The sequence below is a fragment of the Candidatus Saccharibacteria bacterium genome (assembly GCA_016699895.1).
Lineage (GTDB): Bacteria > Patescibacteriota > Saccharimonadia > Saccharimonadales > Saccharimonadaceae.
Map to the genome: position 1 here is coordinate 333,774 of CP064991.1, position 19,571 is coordinate 353,344.

The 19,571-nt window shown below is 49.1% G+C and carries 22 protein-coding genes and 2 tRNA genes; 17 read left to right on the forward strand and 7 right to left on the reverse strand.

What is annotated here, in order from left to right:
• Positions 1-18: 18 nt before the first annotated feature.
• The gene (ruvC, locus tag IPL44_01805; protein QQS17749.1) at positions 19-498 is read left to right on the forward strand and encodes a crossover junction endodeoxyribonuclease RuvC; all 480 of its coding nucleotides are present in this window, start codon (positions 19-21) and stop codon (positions 496-498) included.
• An 11-nt stretch (positions 499-509) separates the two neighbouring features.
• Here ruvC and IPL44_01810 read toward each other — a convergent pair whose 3' ends face one another.
• A complete protein-coding gene (locus IPL44_01810) occupies positions 510-743 on the reverse strand; it encodes a hypothetical protein (protein ID QQS17750.1) in 234 nt (77 codons plus the stop codon).
• 101 nt (positions 744-844) lie between these two features.
• Here IPL44_01810 and ruvA point away from each other — a divergent pair, with 101 nt between their 5' ends.
• From ruvA to rny, 3 genes are all read left to right on the forward strand, one after another.
• On the forward strand, positions 845-1,429 hold the full coding sequence (gene ruvA / locus IPL44_01815) for a Holliday junction branch migration protein RuvA (protein ID QQS17751.1): 585 nt from the start codon (positions 845-847) through the stop codon (positions 1,427-1,429).
• 3 nt (positions 1,430-1,432) lie between these two features.
• Positions 1,433-1,816 (forward strand): hypothetical protein, encoded by a 384-nt coding sequence (locus IPL44_01820; GenBank protein ID QQS17752.1) that lies wholly within the window; start codon positions 1,433-1,435, stop codon positions 1,814-1,816.
• 145 nt (positions 1,817-1,961) lie between these two features.
• Positions 1,962-3,449, forward strand: coding sequence for a ribonuclease Y (gene rny, locus IPL44_01825; GenBank protein ID QQS17753.1), 1,488 nt, complete (start codon positions 1,962-1,964; stop codon positions 3,447-3,449).
• Positions 3,450-3,481: 32 nt separating this feature from the next.
• Here rny and IPL44_01830 read toward each other — a convergent pair whose 3' ends face one another.
• The 5 genes from IPL44_01830 to IPL44_01850 form a co-directional block, all read right to left on the reverse strand.
• Positions 3,482-5,260: an ABC-F family ATP-binding cassette domain-containing protein gene (locus IPL44_01830; GenBank protein ID QQS17754.1), complete on the reverse strand. Its 1,779-nt coding sequence runs from the start codon at positions 5,258-5,260 to the stop codon at positions 3,482-3,484.
• Positions 5,261-5,290: 30 nt separating this feature from the next.
• A complete protein-coding gene (locus IPL44_01835; protein QQS17755.1) occupies positions 5,291-5,875 on the reverse strand; it encodes a hypothetical protein in 585 nt (194 codons plus the stop codon).
• A gap of 84 nt (positions 5,876-5,959) precedes the next feature.
• Positions 5,960-6,037: transfer RNA gene (locus IPL44_01840), tRNA-Met, on the reverse strand.
• A gap of 14 nt (positions 6,038-6,051) precedes the next feature.
• Positions 6,052-6,128 (reverse strand) — tRNA-Met (locus tag IPL44_01845).
• Between the two features lie 288 nt (positions 6,129-6,416).
• A complete protein-coding gene (locus IPL44_01850; protein QQS17756.1) occupies positions 6,417-7,331 on the reverse strand; it encodes a cation diffusion facilitator family transporter in 915 nt (304 codons plus the stop codon).
• A 96-nt stretch (positions 7,332-7,427) separates the two neighbouring features.
• On the opposite strand from IPL44_01850, the gene IPL44_01855 reads away from it, so the two are divergent.
• The 10 genes from IPL44_01855 to IPL44_01900 all read left to right on the forward strand — a co-directional run bounded on the left by IPL44_01855 (position 7,428) and on the right by IPL44_01900 (position 17,353).
• Positions 7,428-8,129: a hypothetical protein gene (locus IPL44_01855; protein ID QQS17757.1), complete on the forward strand. Its 702-nt coding sequence runs from the start codon at positions 7,428-7,430 to the stop codon at positions 8,127-8,129.
• Between the two features lie 23 nt (positions 8,130-8,152).
• Positions 8,153-8,413, forward strand: a complete 261-nt coding sequence (locus IPL44_01860; protein QQS17758.1) for a hypothetical protein — start codon at positions 8,153-8,155, stop codon at positions 8,411-8,413.
• Positions 8,414-8,422: 9 nt separating this feature from the next.
• Complete coding sequence (locus tag IPL44_01865; protein QQS17759.1) at positions 8,423-9,793, forward strand: NAD(P)/FAD-dependent oxidoreductase; 1,371 nt, start codon at positions 8,423-8,425, stop codon at positions 9,791-9,793.
• Between the two features lie 56 nt (positions 9,794-9,849).
• Positions 9,850-10,149 (forward strand): hypothetical protein, encoded by a 300-nt coding sequence (locus IPL44_01870; GenBank protein ID QQS17760.1) that lies wholly within the window; start codon positions 9,850-9,852, stop codon positions 10,147-10,149.
• A 12-nt stretch (positions 10,150-10,161) separates the two neighbouring features.
• Positions 10,162-11,034 (forward strand): tRNA lysidine(34) synthetase TilS, encoded by an 873-nt coding sequence (tilS, locus tag IPL44_01875; protein QQS17761.1) that lies wholly within the window; start codon positions 10,162-10,164, stop codon positions 11,032-11,034.
• Positions 11,035-11,075: 41 nt separating this feature from the next.
• A complete protein-coding gene (gene ftsH / locus IPL44_01880; GenBank protein QQS17762.1) occupies positions 11,076-12,968 on the forward strand; it encodes an ATP-dependent zinc metalloprotease FtsH in 1,893 nt (630 codons plus the stop codon).
• Between the two features lie 192 nt (positions 12,969-13,160).
• Complete coding sequence (locus tag IPL44_01885; protein ID QQS17802.1) at positions 13,161-14,783, forward strand: polysaccharide biosynthesis C-terminal domain-containing protein; 1,623 nt, start codon at positions 13,161-13,163, stop codon at positions 14,781-14,783.
• A gap of 27 nt (positions 14,784-14,810) precedes the next feature.
• The gene (locus tag IPL44_01890; GenBank protein QQS17763.1) at positions 14,811-15,653 is read left to right on the forward strand and encodes a GTP-binding protein; all 843 of its coding nucleotides are present in this window, start codon (positions 14,811-14,813) and stop codon (positions 15,651-15,653) included.
• On the forward strand, positions 15,650-16,399 hold the full coding sequence (locus IPL44_01895; GenBank protein QQS17764.1) for an SDR family oxidoreductase: 750 nt from the start codon (positions 15,650-15,652) through the stop codon (positions 16,397-16,399). Before IPL44_01890 ends, IPL44_01895 begins: the two co-directional genes overlap by 4 nt.
• 3 nt (positions 16,400-16,402) lie before the next feature.
• The gene (locus tag IPL44_01900; GenBank protein QQS17765.1) at positions 16,403-17,353 is read left to right on the forward strand and encodes a GTP-binding protein LepA; all 951 of its coding nucleotides are present in this window, start codon (positions 16,403-16,405) and stop codon (positions 17,351-17,353) included.
• 289 nt (positions 17,354-17,642) lie between these two features.
• On the opposite strand, the gene IPL44_01905 is transcribed toward IPL44_01900, so the two are convergent.
• Positions 17,643-17,882: a hypothetical protein gene (locus IPL44_01905; protein QQS17766.1), complete on the reverse strand. Its 240-nt coding sequence runs from the start codon at positions 17,880-17,882 to the stop codon at positions 17,643-17,645.
• Positions 17,883-17,958: 76 nt separating this feature from the next.
• On the opposite strand from IPL44_01905, the gene IPL44_01910 reads away from it, so the two are divergent.
• From IPL44_01910 to IPL44_01920, 3 genes are all read left to right on the forward strand, one after another.
• Complete coding sequence (locus IPL44_01910; protein QQS17767.1) at positions 17,959-18,153, forward strand: twin-arginine translocase TatA/TatE family subunit; 195 nt, start codon at positions 17,959-17,961, stop codon at positions 18,151-18,153.
• 34 nt (positions 18,154-18,187) lie between these two features.
• The gene (gene tatC, locus IPL44_01915; protein ID QQS17768.1) at positions 18,188-19,240 is read left to right on the forward strand and encodes a twin-arginine translocase subunit TatC; all 1,053 of its coding nucleotides are present in this window, start codon (positions 18,188-18,190) and stop codon (positions 19,238-19,240) included.
• A 97-nt stretch (positions 19,241-19,337) separates the two neighbouring features.
• Positions 19,338-19,571 (forward strand): hypothetical protein, encoded by a 234-nt coding sequence (locus IPL44_01920; GenBank protein ID QQS17769.1) that lies wholly within the window; start codon positions 19,338-19,340, stop codon positions 19,569-19,571.

Here is a 19,571-nt window from a genome sequence, read left to right on the forward strand (position 1 = left end):
GCGTGGTAGAATTGGTGCATGCGAATCATCGGAATTGATCCAGGCACTGGTATATTGGGCTTTGGCGTTATAGATGTTATAAAAGGCAAGCCATCTGTGATGGTCGATGCGGGTGTTGTTACGACGCCGGCACATACGCCGCTGACCGAGCGTCTCGTCGATATCTACGATAGTTTGACCGAGATTATTCGAGAGACCAAACCGGACGTTATGTCGATTGAGAAACTATTTTTTGCCCGAAATATTACGACGGCAATGAGTGTGTCGCATGCCCGCGGTGTCGCTATGTTAGCTGGCGCCAAGGCGAGTTTACCGGTATTTGAATATACGCCGCTCCAGATTAAACAGACCTTGACAGGCTATGGTCGAGCGGATAAAAAGCAAATTCAGGAGATGGTGCGGATCCATCTGAATCTAAAGACCGCACCAAAACCAGACGACTGCGCCGACGCACTTGCCGCGGCGATTACCCACGATATGATGACGCGAGTCAGTTGATTCTATAAAAACTATTTCTTTTTTGCAGAAGCTTTTTTAGCTGGGATGAGCAGTAAGACTACAAAGATGATCCAGAGCACAATCGATAGCATTGTAAACCAGGCGAGCAGAACCTGGCTGATACCTAATTGATCGAAATAAAGATTCCCTAGGTTCGCATGGTTCATCAGATACAACCCTGCAATATTTGCCACTATACCCGACACAGCAGCGAAGAACCCTATAATATGTTTGGCTGTTTTCATAACCCTCCTTATAATCATTTAGCTCTATGGTCTAATTGTAACTTAGCGGTAGCATGGTGTCAAGTTAATATTACAACAGATTTCCGTGTTAAAATAGTCCTATGATTGCATTTGTAAATGGTAGAGTGATAGAAAAGCTTTCCGGTTCCGTCGTTGTCGACGTCGGGGGCCTGGGCTATGAGGTGCAGCTCGCCGCGACTGATTTTGAGCGAGCGAATTTGGATAGTGAGGCAAAGTTTTATACGTATCATCACGTTCGTGAACAGGCTGAGGATCTCTATGGCTTTTCGACCCTGGCGGCGAAACGGTTGTTCGAGCTACTAATAACGGTTCAGGGCGTAGGTCCAAAAGCTGCCCTGGCGATTCTGAGTCTCGGTGAGGCCGAGTCGGTTCGTAGCGCCATTGCCAGTGCTGACGTGGCGTTTATCGCTCGGGCGGCCGGTGTCGGCAAAAAGACCGCCGAACGAGTGACGGTTGACCTACGCGACAAAGTCGGCGCATCGACCTATGTACCAGGTCACGACCCTGCGACTGGAGCGATTTCGAATTTGGCGGGCGATGAGGCGCTCGACGCATTGATGGCTCTCGGCTACAATTTAGCCGAGGCAACGCAGGCGCTAGCCGGCATCGATCCGAGCTTGCCAACGGCGAAACGCGTTTCGGAGGCGCTAAAGGATAGGAAATAGTATATGTATGTAGCAATTAGAACTGATACGAGCGATACAGAAATTTATCGGCTTGACGAAAATGGCAAAATCGAGCAACAGAAACTCTGGCCGGCTGGGCGGACATTGGCGCGTGATTTGCCGGGTGAAATTGATGGGCTAATCGACGGCAAATATAGTGACGTAACGGGGATAATCGTATTCAAAGGCCCGGGTAGCTTTACGGGTCTACGGATCGGTATTACGGTAGCGAATGCGCTGGCTTATGCGGAAAATATTCCGATTATTGGGACGAACGGCGAGGACTGGCTAAAATCTGGTCTAACACAGCTCGCTAGTGGCGCGGACGACAAGATTGTTTTGCCGGAATACGGCGCGCCGGCTACTATTACTGCGCCAAAAAAATAATAGTGCTATACTAGGTGTGGTTGTATATTACTTTTATGACCATTTACGTTAATTTGAATCAGTTAGCCCAGCATCGGGCATCATCCGAACCAGTGTGAGTGACGATGAAGATATGCCTTGATGAGCGGGCGGCGGAAAGGTTAGTATGGAAACAATTTTAATTGCGTTAGTCAGCCTCGCGGTTGGCGGCGGTGGAGCTTTCGCGTACACCAAAGTCCAGAGTGCGCAAAAAGGTGCCAAAGCCGATAAGATCCTCGCCAATGCTCAAAACAAGGCCAGCGATATTATTTTAAAGGCCACCGAAACAGCCAAAAAAGAAGCTGACGAATTGCGCCGTGATCTGAAAAAGTCAGAGGACAAAATCGCCGAGCGCGAGCATGCGATCGTCTCGAAAATCGAGGAGCTCGACAAACGTGCCGAGAAGATTCGTGCCTCGGAATCAGATATCGATAAACTAAAGGACGAAGTCCGTGACATCCGCGACAAACAGCAGGAAAAGCTCGAAAAAATCGCCAAATTATCTAAAAAAGAAGCCGCCGAAAAATTAATGGCGATGACCGAGCGCGACGTCAAAGGCGATTTGACCGGGCTGGTCACGAAATTGCAACGCGAGGCCGAAGACACCGCCGAGGAGAAGGCGCAAATGGTGATCCTGACCGCTATGGAGCGCATGGCCAGCGATGTAACATCCGAGCGTACTGTTACGGCGGTTGAGCTATCCGACGAAGACATGAAGGGCCGCATCATCGGCAAAGAGGGTCGCAACATTCAGGCGCTCCAGCGCGCCACTGGCGTCGATATCCTAGTTGACGATACCCCAGGCATGATTATCCTATCGAGCTTTGACCCGGTGCGTCGCCAAACTGCGCGGCTCGCTCTCGAGATGTTGATGAAAGATGGTCGTATCCACCCAGCTCGTATCGAAGAGGTGGTCGAAAAGGCCGGCAAGCAGATCGACAAAGAGATCGTTCGGGCTGGTGAAGACGCAGCGCGCGAAGCTGGTATAGTTGGCATTCCGCCAGAGATGCTACGACTAATGGGTGAGTTAAAATTCCGAACTAGCTATGGGCAGAATGTTCTAAAGCATTCTACTGAGATGGCGCAATTAGCCGGTATCATCGCAGAAGAAGTTGGTGCAGATGTTCGAACTGCTAAAATCGCGACTTTCTTGCACGATGTTGGCAAAGCTGTAACCCATCGTATCGAAGGCAAACATCACCACATTGGAGCTGAACTAGCGCGCAAATACGGTATGAGCGAAGCGATCGCGCACGCTATCGAGGCTCACCACGATGACATCGAGGCAACGACGCCCGAGGCTGTTGTGGTTCGAGTCTGTGACGCCTTGTCGGCAGCTCGTCCTGGTGCTCGCAATATTAGTGCCGAGAACTTTATCGAGCGTATGCGTGATCTCGAAAATATCGCCACTGGTTTCGAGGGTATCGACAAAGCCTACGCTATTTCGGCCGGTCGCGAAGTCCGTGTGATTGTCCGACCAGAACGCATCGATGATCTGTCGGCTATCAAACTGTCGCGCGATATTGCCAACAAGATTGAATCTACTATGCAGTATCCGGGTACGATCAAGGTCAACGTGATCCGCGAAACTCGCGCTATCGAATACGCCAAATAAGGTCAAAATGATCTGCACTAAAAAGCTCCGAGTTAAACCTCGGGGCTTTTTAACTCGACAACTTCACCGCCGAGTTTAGATCTGAAATAGCTGTCGTGACTGACGTAGAGAATCGCGCCATTATATTTATCTAGGGCAGTTTCGAGCTCTTCGATGCTCGGTAGGTCTAGGTGATTCGTCGGTTCGTCCAGAATCAGTAGCTGCGGATCGTTCGCGAGCATCGTAATTAATTGAAAACGAGCTTTTTGCCCGCCGCTGAGACGCCGGATGGGGATTTGTCCGTCGCCCTCGGTAAAGAGATAATCGCTCATCAGACTACGAACTTTGGTGGTAGTGATAGCGAGATTCCGATCGAGGTACATGCGTTCGATGGCCTCGCCGAGCGGCAAATCGAAATAGGTCGGTGAGACCTCTTGTTCGTAGATGCCGACGCGAACCTGCGGATCGAGTTTTAGCTCGCCGCTAAACATTACAAGGTCAGAACTGTTAGGCTTTGTCTCAGACTTTGTTTCATTCTCGTTTTTCGAAGACTCTGGCTTTCCGCCAGAGCGAGGCAAGACAGGATTAGTTAGCGCCGAGCGCGTCTGAGAAAAATGAGGTTGGGACAAAGTCGAACTGGATAGTAGTGCCTTGATCAACGTAGTTTTACCGGCGCCGTTACGACCGCGCAGCTCCACGGCCTCGCCTTCGCGCAGATCAATGTCGATACCTTCAAATAATGGACTTTCGCCGTACCCGAGTGCCAAATCTCGGGCGCTCACTAGCACATGTTTGCTACGCGAACTGTCGTCTTTGAGATTGATGCGGACGTTTCGAGCCTTGAATTTGTCATATTGGCTAGCGACTTTATAGTTCAAGTTCTCGACCGATTCTTTGTCGATCCAAAAGGTCGGTTTTTCCTTGGCTTGGAGCTCGGCTAACTCTTTACGCGAGTTCTCCTCGAGTCGTTTGAACTTTTGGATAGTGCCGGGATTGCGCGATTTTTCTTTGAGTCGTTGGTAATCGATCACTTTTTGTTTCAGGTTCACAATCCGTTTTTCGATGAGCTCAAACTCGTTCATTTGCGAACCGGTCGACACGGCATTTTGTTTCAAATAGGCATCATAGTTGCCTTTGTAACTAGCATTTCCGCCGTCTTTTAGCTCGATGATTCGATCGACTTCGGCCAAAACATCGCGGTCGTGCGTAATGACGAGAACTGCCTCGCGCGCATCTTTTAGCCATTCAATAAACTGGGCTTTGGCGACATAGTCCATATGGTTAGTCGGTTCATCGACCAGTGCTAAATGCGCATCAGAATGCATGATTTTCACCACCTCTACGAGGCGTTTTTGACCACCGGACAGCGTCGCAAAAGGGCGATGCGCGACATCCGGCAATTGAAAGTTGGCGAGTTCACGCTCGATTTGTTCCTCGATCTGGTAAAAACCCTTATCATCAAAACGCTGCAAAGCGGCAGTGTACTCCTCGATCTTTTTCATATTATCGCCCATAGTTGCTGGATACGTTTCGATGATATGGCTGAGCGTGGAATATTCTGGCAGACCAGCTAGCACATATTGCAGCACGGTTGTGTCGCCCATGGTGTGGTGCTCCTGGGCGGTAGCAACCACCGTTGTGCCGCGTCGATAGATAATGTCCCCGGTAAAATCGGTATCGGTGCCAGCCAAAATACCGAACAATGTCGATTTGCCGACGCCGTTGCGGCCGATAATGCCGACTTTTTCACCATCATCAACCGAAAACTTCACATTACTCATGAGAAGTTTTGATCCGAATGATTTCTCGGTTACGGTGATATCAGCGATCATAGCTTACTATTGTAACAGAGAAGAGGACTTTTATTCGTTGTTATCGTCGAGATTGACTTTGATCATGACAACAGCTGGACCGGCGTTCGGATCCATATCGATAGCGGCGGAATCGTCTTGATGCATCAGATTGGCATCGCGGATAGCCTCGTTGCGCGATTTGCTAGAAACGGTTAGGCGAACATAGACACCGTCTTTTGATTTGAAATGCCACTCCACGTCGGCGCTACCTGGATAAGGTTCTTCGAAATATTCGAATCCAGCTGCCTCAATCTTCTTTTTCAGCTCTGCGGCGGTAACATCGACATTGGCACCGTGATAGTAAACTATATATGACGATGAAGTGCGACCTTTGTCCCAGCTGTAGACCTGCTTTTCGCCGAATACGTTGCTAGCTGCCATCAGATAGCTATCATCCAGATCGATGCTCTGGTAGACAGCATTAATTCGCTGCAGGCGTTGGCTGACGGTGATCCTATGAAAGGCGAGAGTACCTAGAACCGATAGGATAACGACGCCAAATAGGACAATAGCTAGCCCTCTAATGTGATGCGACTTTTTGACCGAGGGTTTGTCGGTTGCCTTTTTCGTAGATTTTTTTGTTGGTTTATTCATAATGAATTCATTTTATAGTAAGCATGAGCAGTTGTCAATTTGTAACCAAGAAAATACCCCCATCTTGCGATGAGGGAATTTTCTTGGTGGCGGGGGTTGGATTTGAACCAACGACCTCTTGGTTATGAGCCAAGCGAGCTGACCAGACTGCTCCACCCCGCGATATAATTTAAACTTGGTAGCACCGGCTGGGATCGAACCAGCGACCTCAGGCTTATGAGTCCTACGCTCTAACCAACTGAGCTACGGTGCCGTGATCCTGACCAATTACCGGGGACGATTATAGCAAATAGCTCAGATTAACGCAAATTGTGACTATTAGATACCTAGATCTATATTCTCTAACGCGAGTAGTCTCTTTGCAACTACTGATCCCCCAAAGCGTTCCAGGCGAGATTTTAGTTCATCGTCTGAGGCTGGCATTTCGGGTTTCGGTTCGGTGTTTGACATGATAACTTTTCCTTTTTGTTTAATTAATTGTTAATACTATCTATACTAGCAAACTTTAGACATTTTGTCAAGTTTAACGTAAGGACAATAATTATTCGTTGTCTGGTGTTTCGATTTCAATCTGTATATGTTGCGCGATTGGCACGAGCCGCTGGACTTTGGTTTTGATAATATCGGTGATTTTTTCGATAGTATCGGTGTCTAGATCGTCCTGGATATGAACTTCCAAAATAACTAGCAGCTTCTCAGATCCTAGATACATGGTGCGCAGGTCCAGCACTTTGTTGACACCGTCGATCGAGGTGGCGGCGCGAATGATCCGGCGCGAGGTATCTTTGTCGACCGACTTGCCGACAATCAGATCGCGGACGTCTTTCATTAGTAAAATCGCTCCAACCATCATAGCTAGACCAATGGCGATACTGCCGAGGCCGTCGAACTGTTCATTGCCGGTGATCAGGGAGATAACTAGCGAGACAAATCCTATAACGGCGGCTAGCGTGCCGAGGAAATCAATGATAAAGGTTGCCTTGGTCTCGACGATGCTAGATGAAATCAAGTGTCGCCACAGGCTGCCGCTACGGCTGTGCTGTTTGAGGCGGACAAGACTGAGTCGGAATGCATAGAAATTAGTCGAAAATCCGACCACGAGCATGGCAATGGCTAGCCAGATATTTTCGATTTCTTCGGGCTTGACGATCTGGTTGTAGCCTAGTAAAACAGACGCTAAACCTGTACCGCCAAACATGACGATACCGGCGATCAAGACCCAGAAAAAGATCTCACGTCCATAGCCGAACTGAAATTTATTGTCCGATTGGCGTTTGGAGCGCTTGACGCCCATAAACAAGATGCCGCCAGTGATGAGGTCAGATAAGCCTTGGAGAGCTTGCGACAACATCACAGTACTGCCGGTGACGAGCGCAACTAATAGGTTTAACGCCACGTCAAAGATACTGACGACGAAGGATGTCAGCACGACGCGAACATCAGAAACCTTACTCATGTTCAACTATTGTACCAGAATCGACGAACCAAAGCATTTCGTTTGTGCTTTTATAGTGTTAGTGTTAAAATATAGCATAGGGAGAAGCAACAGATAATGGACACAAATACTCTAGTGATGGCAATTTGGCTACCTATAGCCATAGTTGCGATCGTGCAAGCTAGCTTTAGCTTGAGTATTAGCGTACTAACGTTGCTGTCGGGCGTGTCGCTGGCTAATCATCGGGTCAAACGTGGTCACGGCGCGTTAATGACTAGCTACGTCGCGGGTTCGGTAGTGGTGACACTGGCTCTGTTAGCGGGACTCGCCTGGATGTTTAGGACGACCGGCTGGTCAGATAATGATTTTGTGTTAATGGTACTAATCTCAGCGCTAATGACCGCTGGGTTTGCAGTCCTATTATTCTATTATAGGTACGATCCAAAAGGCACCAGACTCTGGCTACCGCGGCGCTTTGCCGAGCGAATATACGCGGCGACCAAACGAGCGGGTAGCGTCGATAGGAGCTTTTTGCTCGGCGGCATGGCGGTTTTACTAGAAATCGTCTTCATCATTTTCCCAATGACGATAGCTGCCTATATCGCATCTAGCATGACAGGACCCGCCTATTACTTGGCTTTAATAGTCTATACGGTAATCGCCGTAGCGCCACAAATCGCCCTAGCTATAGCTTATGCGCGCGGCTACAAAGTTGGCGCGATCCAGCGCTGGCGCGAACAAAACAAACGATTTTTGCAGATCACGGCCGGTATCTTGATGATCACGCTCAGCATTTATTTATTAACATACGTGGCATAAAGAGATAAAAAAAAGGAGAAAAAATGAAAACAAGCATCATTAGAAAAGAAGATTACGACAGCGATCGACTAGCCGTTGCCGTCAGGAGCGCTGTTATGGCCAATCATAGCTTGTCTGGCCAGGCCGACGATTTCGCCGCTAGGGTTATCAACAAAGTTGAGAGCTGGCTAGGTGATAAAACTGAGTTTACGACTCGTGAACTACGGTTGCAAACTGCGGCGGCTCTAGCCGACTACGATCCCGACGCTGCTTATTTTTACGAAAATGAAAAAAGGATGTTTTAGGAGAAATTAATGGTAAAGGTAACCTACGACTACGATTTGATCGTCATCGGCAGCGGACCGGCTGGATCGTTAGCTGCTGAATCTGCTGCGCGAGCCGGCAAGCGCGTAGCCGTCATAGAACAGGGGATTTTGGGCGGATCGGCGCCAACGGTAGGCGATTTGCCACTCCAGTCGCTACTAACGGCGGCGCACGCCTTTGACGAGGCGCGCCGAGCGGCGCCGTTTGGCATCCGAACTAACACTATTGGCTACAATTATCCTAGTATCAAGAACTGGAAAGATCTGACGATCAAGCGCTCGGGTGTAGCGTCGACAGGCGATTATTTACGTGGTCGTGGCATCAGCGTGTTCAAGGGTCGGGCGCACTTTTTGTCACCAAACCAATTATCGATTGCCAGGCGACATTTGTCTGCCGAGAAGATCTTGATTGCTACTGGTGCATCACCAGCTATTCCTACTATCCCTGGTCTAGAGACGGCGGATTACCTAACCGCGGAAACGATTATTGATCTGATACGTCCGCCAAAAACTTTGATGGTGATCGGTGCTGGCGCAACGGGCGTCCAACTAGCGGAACTATTTGCTATTTTTGGTACCAAAGTTTATTTGCTAGAATCTAAAAAACGCATTTTGCCGAAACAGGATGACGAAGTTTCGGAGGCTTTGTCAGAGATCTTCCGCAAGCAACGCGGCATGGAGATTATTACCTCGGCTAGCGTCGTGTCAGTCAAAAAGGAAAGTCCATTAGTGCGCGTCAACTATCTGTCCGGCGAACACGAACACTCAATCAAAGTCGAAAAAGTCCTCGTTGCCGCTGGCTGGAAGCCGAATACGGATATTGGTCTAGAAAACACCGGTGTCGAATATGATCGTTTAGGTATTCATACCGATGCTCATTTAGCAACCTCTTCGCGGCATATCTTCGCTGCTGGGGCAGTCACGGGTCGATCTGAGTCGACTCAAGGCGCTTTGGCTCAGAGCAAAATCGTCGCTAACAATGTGTGGGGTCGCTCACTTGCCGTGTTCGACAGCAATGCCATACCGCGGGTACTTTGGACGACGCCAGAAATCGCTACTGTCGGTCTAAACGAGACAGATCTGGTCCGAGAAGATATCAAATTCCATCGCTCGGTGGTAGCGAACTCGTCCGTGACGCGCGCTAACGCTGCTAATTTCGGCATGGGATTCACCAAAGTGTTAACTGACACCAAAGGCGTGCTACTCGGTGTTACCATCATGGCGCCACATGCCGCGGAAACCATCCTCACGGCGTCGCTGGCTGTCAACAAAGGTCTAACGGCGCACGAGCTAGCCGAGCTAACGCCACCCTTTGGGTCCTGGGCAGAAGTTTTGCGACTAGCTTGCGCAAAGCTTCGATAGTTCTATAATATAAGGTTCAGCCAGCTTTCAGGTTTGGCGTGTTAAATAGATTCATTATGAAAGTTTTAATAGTAGAAGACGAGCCAAAGATTGCCGGCGCTTTGTCGCGCGGGCTAAAGCAAGAAAAATCTATTGTCGAGGTATGTGATGATGGAGAATCAGGTCTAGCATCGGCGCTAGCCGATGAACCAACAGGGAATCTCGATGCCACTACGGGAAAAATGATCTTTGGCTTGTTGCATCAATTGTCGCGAGCTGAACATGTGACTATCGTAGTAGTGACACATGATCTGGATATTGCCGGTCGGACGGACGTGTCCTTCCAGTTGCGAGACGGCAAGCTTGTCACTGCCTGATATAATAGGCAGATGAACTATGTGCTGGCAGTTTCGGGCGGTATTGACTCGGTCGTACTGCTCGATATGGTCGCACGTGATAGCCATTTCAGGAAGCTCCACTTTGATGGGGCTTCCTGGCCCGAGGATTTTATTGTGGCTCACTTTGATCACGGGATTCGACCCGAGTCTGGTGAAGACGCAAGCTTTGTTGATCAACTGTGTACGGACTACGGCGTTGCTTTCGTAGCTGGTTCTGCCACGTTAGGAGCTAATGCTAGTGAAGCTGTAGCTAGGGAACGGCGCTACACTTTTCTGCGGTCAATAGCAAAGGACGGAACTATCGTTACTGCTCATCACCAAGACGATGTATTGGAGACGATTGTCATCAATCTGCTGCGTGGTACGGGCTGGCGTGGACTCGCACCGATGACTAGTGCCATTGTGCGTCCCCTGCTAGATAAAACCAAGGCTGAAATTGTAGCCTATGCCATCGATCACAATTTGACCTGGCACGACGACGAAACTAATTTCTCAGCTCACTATTTCCGCAATCGCGTCAGAGATCGATTACTAGCCATAGTGCCTACTGATCGACACCGTCTGATGCGATTGTATAAACAGCAAAACCAGGTGCGTGATAAGATCGAGACTGAAATAACGATGATAGGTAACAACGTCGCTATGTTTACTGGGCGTACTGTGTCTATATCACGATATTATTTAATCATGATACCAGAGGATGTCGCGGTTGAGCTGTTGCATAAAGCAGTAGATGGACGATTGACGCGTCCACAGCTAGGCAGACTACTATTATTTGCCAAAGTTGCGAGGTCTGGACGTCGATTAATGTTTGGTAACGTGAGGGCGAGCGTTTCACAACGCGAGCTAGCTATTGAGCTATGAAATAACCTAGAACATCGCTAGCTCTATGGTACAATAGTTAGATGAGAACAAATCAAAAGCTCCCGGGGGGTCGTGCGCCCGAGCCGCCAAAGAAGTCGCGTTGGCTCAAAAACACAATTTTCTATACGATTATTATATTGTTAGCCTTGATGATCTATGCAGCAGTCCAACCTACAAACAGACTTGAGGAAATTTCCTTTAGTAATCTCGTTAGCAAGGTTGAGGACGGCAAAGTTGCAAAAATTGTTGAAAATGGGGCCGAACTGACGATTACGGTGAACGGCAAAGACGGCAAGGCGGAAAAAACCCCTACCCTAAAATCGCGTATCCCGAGCGGAGCTAGCGCTAGCGAGCAGGGTCTCAATATCAGCAGAGTTGAGTATACGGTCGAGGCGCCAGACGTCAGCTCTGACTTTATCTGGAACATGATCAGCCTCATGATCACCGGCCTATTGATCGTCGGACTGTTTGTCTGGATGATGCGATCAGCTGGTGCACAAAATAATCAGTCGATGGGATTCGGTCGCAGCAAAGCCAAACTGTATGGCAAGGATAAAAAACAGACAAAATTCGCTGAGATTGCTGGCAACGAAGAAGCCAAAGAGGATTTAGTTGAGGTCGTTGATTTCCTGCGTCATCCAAAGAAGTTCGCTGAGGTTGGTGCTAAGATACCAAAGGGCGTGTTGTTAGTTGGCCCTCCAGGAACTGGTAAAACTATGTTGGCTCGCGCCGTCGCTGGCGAAGCTGATGTGCCGTTCTTTTCCATCAGTGGTTCTGAATTTGTCGAAATGTTCGTTGGTGTCGGCGCTAGCCGTGTGCGCGATTTGTTTGAAAAAGCCAAAAAGAACGCACCATGCATCATCTTTATCGATGAAATTGATGCCGTTGGTCGACGTCGTGGTTCCGGTATGGGTGGCGGCCATGACGAGCGCGAGCAGACCTTGAACCAGATTTTGGTTGAGATGGATGGTTTCGAAAATGGCCAAAATGTCATCGTACTGGCTGCTACTAACCGAGCTGACGTCCTCGATCCAGCACTACTGCGTCCGGGTCGTTTTGATCGCCGCGTTAACATTACCTTGCCAGAGCGCAAAGACCGCCTCGCCATTTTGAAGGTACATTTTGAGAAGAAGCCAGTTGATAAAAACGTTAATCTTGATGCGTTAGCAGCGAAGACGACCGGTTCATCCGGTGCGGATCTGGCTAACGTAGTGAACGAAGCAGCAATTCGCGCAGCTCGCCAGAATCGTAAAATTATCAATAATGATGACTTGACGGCAGCCTTTGAAAAGGTTGCAATTGGGCCAGAGCGTAAAAATAAGGTCATGAATGAGCACGATCGTGAACTGACGGCCTACCACGAAGGCGGCCATGCCTTGGTTGCGCAAGTCTTGCCCGACAGCGATGATGTACACAAAGTCACCATTATTCCACGCGGCGGCACAGGTGGTGTCACCTGGACATTGCCGCCAGAGGATCGACCATATACATCGGTTGTCGAGTTCAAGGATATCCTGGCGCGAGCTCTCGGTGGGCGTATCGCCGAAGAAGTCGTTTACGGTCGCGACAAGATCACCACTGGGGCTGGTAGTGACCTGCGTAGCGCAACAGCAGTAGCGCGCGATATGATTGTCGAGCAGGGTATGGGTACGAAATTGCGCGATCAGGTTTTCCACGAGGACGAAGGCGGTCTGATGATGGATCGAATCGCTCGCGAGAAACCTTATAGCGATAAAACTGCCGAGGAAATTGACCGCGAGATTAACGAACTGATCGAAGAAGCTGCTAATCGTGCGCGCGCCGTTATCGGCGAAAACCGCAAATATCTGGAATCGATCAAGGATGCCCTATTGGCCGAAGAAACGTTGGACGACACAGCAGTCAAAGAGATCTTTAAGGGCGCTACATTGCCAGATTCAGCAAAGCTATATTAGGAGTCGGTTTTGGTAGATCACGATCACGACAAGTACGAATCGGAGGGCTTGATTCAACACGAACAGCCCGCCGGTGAGTTGCTGTCTGACTATACCAACCGCGTGGAGCTGGCGGAAGCTGCGGCCGAGCAAGAGGCCAAGCACGAACAAGACGAGCGCAAAGCGCGCCGTCGCAATCGAGCGCTAGCCGCGATCGCGCGGGCTAATAGCAAGATTCCGGTACGGTTTGTGGCCGTGTTACTAGCGAGCTCGACACTGATTTCGGCACTACTCGGTATCTATCGCGACCGTCTGCTGAATAGTATGTACTACGATACCTACAAAGTCGGCATCGACGCCTACACAGCAGCCTTTTCAATTCCTGACTTTATGTTTCTGCTACTCGTCAGTGGCGCACTCAGCGTAACATTTATACCAGTCTTTAACGGTAGATTGTCGAAAAACAACCGCGAATCAGCCTGGCAATTATCGTCGTCAGTTATCAATTTTATGGCTTTGATCACACTGGTTGCGTCAATCCTGATCATCATCTTTGCGCCGATTTTGGTGAAATATATTATTGGTCCAGGTATGAGCGAATCGGGTCAAGCGCTCGCCATCAGCATGATGCGGGTCATCGCCATCAATCCGTTCCTATTCGCTATTTCGGCGGTGATTTCATCGATTCAGCAGGCAGTTGGTCGATTTGTGTTTTTTGCCCTAGCACCGGCAATCTATAATATCGGGATCATTATTGGTGCCGTTTGGTTCACAAATGGTATCACGATATTTGGCCATCAGATTTTTGCTGGCGGCATCATGGGAGTGGCTCTCGGCGTGGTGCTCGGCGCGGTGTTACAGCTGCTGATCAGCTCGCTCGGTTTGATCGGGCTAGGCTTTGATTACAAGTTCAAGATTTTCTGGAAAAACCGTGGTTTTCGCAAAGTACTATCTCTCCTGCCGGCACGTTCGGCCGACCAAGGTCTCGACTATGTTAGCTCGATGGTCAATCTCAATCTCGCTAGTCGCATGGGACAGGGAACGATTCGCGCCTACAACCAGGCGTCGACACTCTATTCGATGCCGATTAACCTCATCGGTGTGGCGATATCGACGGCGGCTTTCCCTCAGATGACCGAGCGTATTGGCCAGGGGCGACCTGATCTTTTTGCGCGCGAGCTACGATCGATTCTGCGTGTCATCGTTTGGATTTCGATGCCGGTAGCAGCGATAGCATTCTTTGCACGTGGCTATGTCGTCAGTATCATATCGCGTGGTAGCGATCAGCTGATCGTCGATCTGTTTGGGATTCTCTGTATCGTTATCTTGCTTCGGTCGGTGTATCATATTGCTTCGCGCAGTTTTTATGCGCAACAGGACACAAAAACGCCGCTCATTATTTCGTTAGTTGGTTTGTCGCTCGCGATCGCATTGCAGCTGTGGTTGATCTTTGGGCTGCAGGCCGGACCGGCCGGTATTGCCTGGGCGCAGGTGGCCTGGGCAGCGTTTGAGATTGTCGCCCTATTCCTAATTATGGCAAAACGTATCCCTACTCTATTTGATCGAGACTTTTGGGCGGGTGTCGGTCGGATGGCGATTGCTACCGCGATTATGTCGATCGTAACCTATGCTTTGGTCAAACTAATCGGTCTCGAGTTCGCGAATCAGACCATGTTGATGGTGTTGCCACAGCTCGCTATTATCGGGATCATTAGCATGGTGGTGTACACGTGGCTATCAAAATTGTTCAAGCTCGAAGAAGCCGATCCCGTGCTACGCCATGTGAAGAAACTGATTTTTGGCAAGTCTTGGGTGAGCCGCAACTCTGGCGACTAGCTAACTGTGGTAGAATAGTTCCTATATATGGAGAAGATTCGTAATTTTTGTATCATTGCTCACATTGATCATGGCAAATCGACGCTGGCCGATCGTATGATGGAGCTGACTAGTACCGTTCAAAAGCGTGACATGAAATCACAACTGCTCGATTCGATGGATCTCGAACGGGAAAAGGGAATTACAATCAAATTAACTCCTGTTAGAATGCAGTACCAGGGATATGACCTGAATCTCATCGATACGCCAGGCCACGTTGATTTTAGTTACGAAGTATCACGCAGTTTGCAGGCCTGCGAAGGCGCGATTTTGGTAGTCGACGCCAGCCAGGGGATTCAGGCGCAGACGCTCGCGAATGTGTATCTCGCTATGGAGCAGGATCTCGTGATTATTCCAGTACTCAACAAGGTAGACTTGCCGGCGGCCGACGTACCTCGTGTGTCGAAGGAGGTAATAAATCTGCTCGGCTGTGATGAATCAGATATTATAAAAATCAGCGCCAAGACAGGGGAGAATGTCGACCAAGTGCTCGACGCAATTATCGAACGTATCCCTGCTCCACGCGGCGAAACTGATGGTGCAACACGGGCGCTGATTTTTGACAGCTATTACGATGATTATCGTGGCGTGATTTTGTACGTACGTGTGGTTGATGGCCGGTTGAACAAAGGCGATCAAATACACATGATGGCGACGAAGGCGCATGGCTTGGCGCTCGAAATTGGTAAACTAGCACCAGGTATGACACCTGAATCTACTATGCAGACTGGCGAGATCGGTTACATTGTCACCAACCTCAAAACCACCCGCGATGCCAAGGTGGGCGACACGGTGACACTAGCAAAGTATTTCAAAAAGGAGAACGGATGAAATTTGCAGCCAAAACAGTTTTAATTACTGGTGCGACGAGGGGCATTGGTCGGGCGACTGCTGAGGAGTTCGCCAAACACGGTGCCAACGTTATCATCAATTATTGCAATACGAGCGACGAGGTAGCGAATGCGCTTGCAAACGATTTAGCTGAGAAATATGAGGTTAGGGCATTGGCATATAAAGCCGATGTATCAGATGATACAGCCGTGCAGGGCATGCTAGAACATGTCAAACAAGAGTTCTCTACTCTCGACATCCTAGTAAATAATGCTGGAATTGTCATCGACAAGGATTTTTCTGAGCATACGCGCGAGGACTTTGATGCTATTTTCCGAACAAATGTCTACGGAACTTATCTTATGAGTAAATTATTTGGTAAATTTATTTTAGAGACTGCTGGTGGTGGTGCAATAGTAAATATGTCATCTACCTCTGGGATGTTTGATTTTTGGCCAGATAATATTGATTACGCTGGGAGTAAATCGGCGATTGCTTCGATGACGCACGACCTCGCTATCAAATTTGCACCGCATATCAGGGTCAATGCTGTGGCACTTGGCTGGGCTAACACTGATATGAACAAAGATCTACCAGCCGATGTGGTGGCGGAAGCCAACAGCAAATTCATACTTGGGCGTATGGCGCTACCAGAGGAAATCGCCAAATGCATTACATTCCTCGCGAGTGACGATGCCAGTTTTGTGAACAGTGCGGTCTTGGTGGCGGATGGAGGGAGGTTCTAGGCCATGCATAACGGCAAACCCGTCCAGCCGCTGCCTGGTTACAAAGACGTCAAGCCATTTGTCTATGCTGGATTCTTCCCTGTCAGCAACGAATTTTATCAGGATCTCAAGGACGCAATCGAAAAACTGTCCCTGAGTGATTCGGCGTTGCAGTTCGAGCCCGAAAACTCACCCGTTTTAGGTTTTGGTGTGCGGATTGGTTTCCTGGGACTACTGCATATGGACATCATTCGCGAGCGACTAGAACGTGAGTATGATCTCGATCTGGTCGTTACCAACCCCAGTACCGACTATCATGTGAATTTAGTCAACGGAGAGACGCTAGATATCAAATCAGCGTCGGAATTGCCGGAAATGACAAAGGTGAGAGACATCGCCGAACCTTGGATCAGAGGCGAAATTGTCGTGCCGCAGAACTTTGTCGGCGCTGTTATTCAGCTGATCATTTCCAAACGCGGTCGCCAGAGTAGCCTCAGCTACATTGACGAACGAGCCCTGGTTAGTTTCGAGGCGCCACTGGCCAACTTGCTCACCGACTTTTACGATCAGTTAAAATCGGTAACCAGCGGCTACGGCTCGTTTAACTACGAGTTGAGCGATTATAGGATCGAGGATCTGGTGCGAGTGGACTTTTATGTAGCTGGCGAAATGGTTGATGCGCTATCTGTTATGGTGCATCGGTCGGAGGCTGATTCGCTGGGTCGAATTATTGTTAAAAAACTCAAAGAAGTCATCCCGCGGCAGAATTTTCAGGTGGCGCTCCAGGCAGCAATTGGCGGCAAGTTTATCGCTCGCGAAGACCTGAGCGCGTATCGTAAAGATGTGACGACTGGTTTATACGGCGGTGACGTTTCGCGCAAGAAGAAGGTGCTCGCGAAACAAGCTAAAGGCAAAAAGCGCATGAAACGTTTTGGCAAAGTCGACATCCCATCCGAAGCCTTTACCGGGGGTTAAAAAAAAAAAAAAACAACCCCTTCGGGGGGGGGGGGGGCCCCGCCGTTTTTTTTTTTCAAAAGGGGGGGGGGGGCCCCCCCCCCGGAAAGGGTTGGGGAGGGGGGAAACCCCCCCCCCCCCCTTTCCCCCCGGGTAGAAAAAAAAAAGGAAAACCCCCCCTGGGGGGGGGGGGCGGGCCCGGGTTTTTTTTGTTTTCAAAGGGGGGGCCGGCCCCCCCCCCCGGGGGGGGGGGGGGGGGGGGGGGGTTTCCCCCCGAAGCCTTTACGGTAATGCTAAAAAGAGACTGATATTATTTAGCAGCTTTTTTCTTGCGGCTCTTTAGGATGATAACGGCTGTGATGATAAGGGCGAGACCCAGTCCTGCACCGCCGACTGCTTCGACGCCAAAGACGCCCGTGGATGGGGCTGTTATCGAAGAATCGCCAGTGGTCGAGCAGGTATTTTCGTTAAAATTACCAGCTCCGTATGCGCCACAGTTATAGGTGTCTGCAAATAGTCCTGTTAGATTGTTGATGTAATTTGTCGCCATAGCCCTCCTTTGACTTTATAGGCATTACCATATATACTATTACAGTTAGTAACAATAATCAAGGGAGGTGTTTGAAATGCCAAGTTTAAGCCCAGCAGAGCTAGTAGTAATTCTTATCATTGTACTACTGTTGTTCGGAGCTAAAAAGTTGCCAGAGCTGGCTCGTAGTATCGGTACTTCAGCCAAGGAACTACGCAAGTCTATGAAAGACGAAGACGCAGACAAAAGCAAAAAATCAGCAAGCGACAAACAGAACGGCAAGAAAGCCTAGCCACTAAGCCTAGGAAGCGGTTCGGAGGTAGAGCATGCCTACATTTATGGATCATGTCCGTGAGCTAGTGAACCGTTTCTTTGCTGTGGCCATTATTTTTATATTATTTGCTGCAGCAGCCTATCCGTTTTTTGATCACATAGCTAATTTCTTGTTAGCGCCACTCGGGAAGGATCACCAGTTGGTGTATTTGACTCCGGGGGGCGCTTTTTCATTTATTATCCAGGTGTGTTTATATGTCGGCCTCGTGTTTGCTTTACCAGCGATTATCTATAATATCTATAAATTTATTATGCCAGCTATGAAAAAAACGACGGCACGAACTGCCATAATATACACAGTTGTATCGCTAACACTGGCAGTCGGCGGTATGCTATTTGCCTATTACGTTAGCCTGCCAGCCGCACTATACTTCCTGACTGGATTTAACCTGTATAACATTAATCCGATGTTGACGATCGATTCGTACTTTTCGTTCGTTATGACCTATATGATAGCTGGAGCGTTATTATTTCAGCTTCCGCTCTTGATGCTAATTATTAACGGCGCTACGCCGCTAAAGCCAAAGAAACTCATGCATCACCAGGACAAAATAATTTTAGGGTCATTTATTGTGGCGGCTATTATCTCACCAACACCCGATGCATTGAACCAGACATTACTAGCGGCGCCAATCGTGGTCATGTACCAAGCTGGCATTATCGTTGTTTGGCTGAGGAACCGTAAAAAGAATCGTCTAGCCAAAGCGGCTGTGGCGCATACCGGATCAGTTACGCCCGTTGCTGCAAAAGCCCCAACACCGGTACCAGTTGCGCCAAAACCATTAGCGCAGCCAGCTATGCCTATTCAGCCAGTCCGCAGTATGGATGGCATGATCATGCCTCAGGGGCAGCTGACGAAGCGATTGCCTCAACTGTCTCAAAATCCATCGATACATCTGTCGGTACCACAACTCGCTAGCGCAAAACGCGATTCCGTATCTGATCGAAATATACAGGTACCTAGACGCCAGTCGGTTGATGGCTTTTTGCTCAATAACGTTGATAGGTCGCCAGTCGTCAGGCTCGATGAGGCTCGATTATCATGACCGATGAAAATTTCTGTGGAAAAAGCTATTGCATAATTCATGCAACTAGCTATAATAGGTATAAGAGTCAACATAATTATATGGAGATAACAGAAAAATGAAAGCTCAAATACCCAGCGCAGTACAAAAATTTGCAGCGCAAGAAATGGATCGCAAGCAATTCCTAAAAAGCGTGTCAGCCATGGCGCTATTTGTCGCTGGTGGTGGCATGATCGTTCAGTCGGTGCTAAAAGGTATTGGCAAATCTCAGCCTGCTGCGCAAAAACCGGTAGCCAGTGCTTATGGTGCCAGTGCTTATGGTGGCGGCGCCAAAGTTGCTAGCCGTAAATAG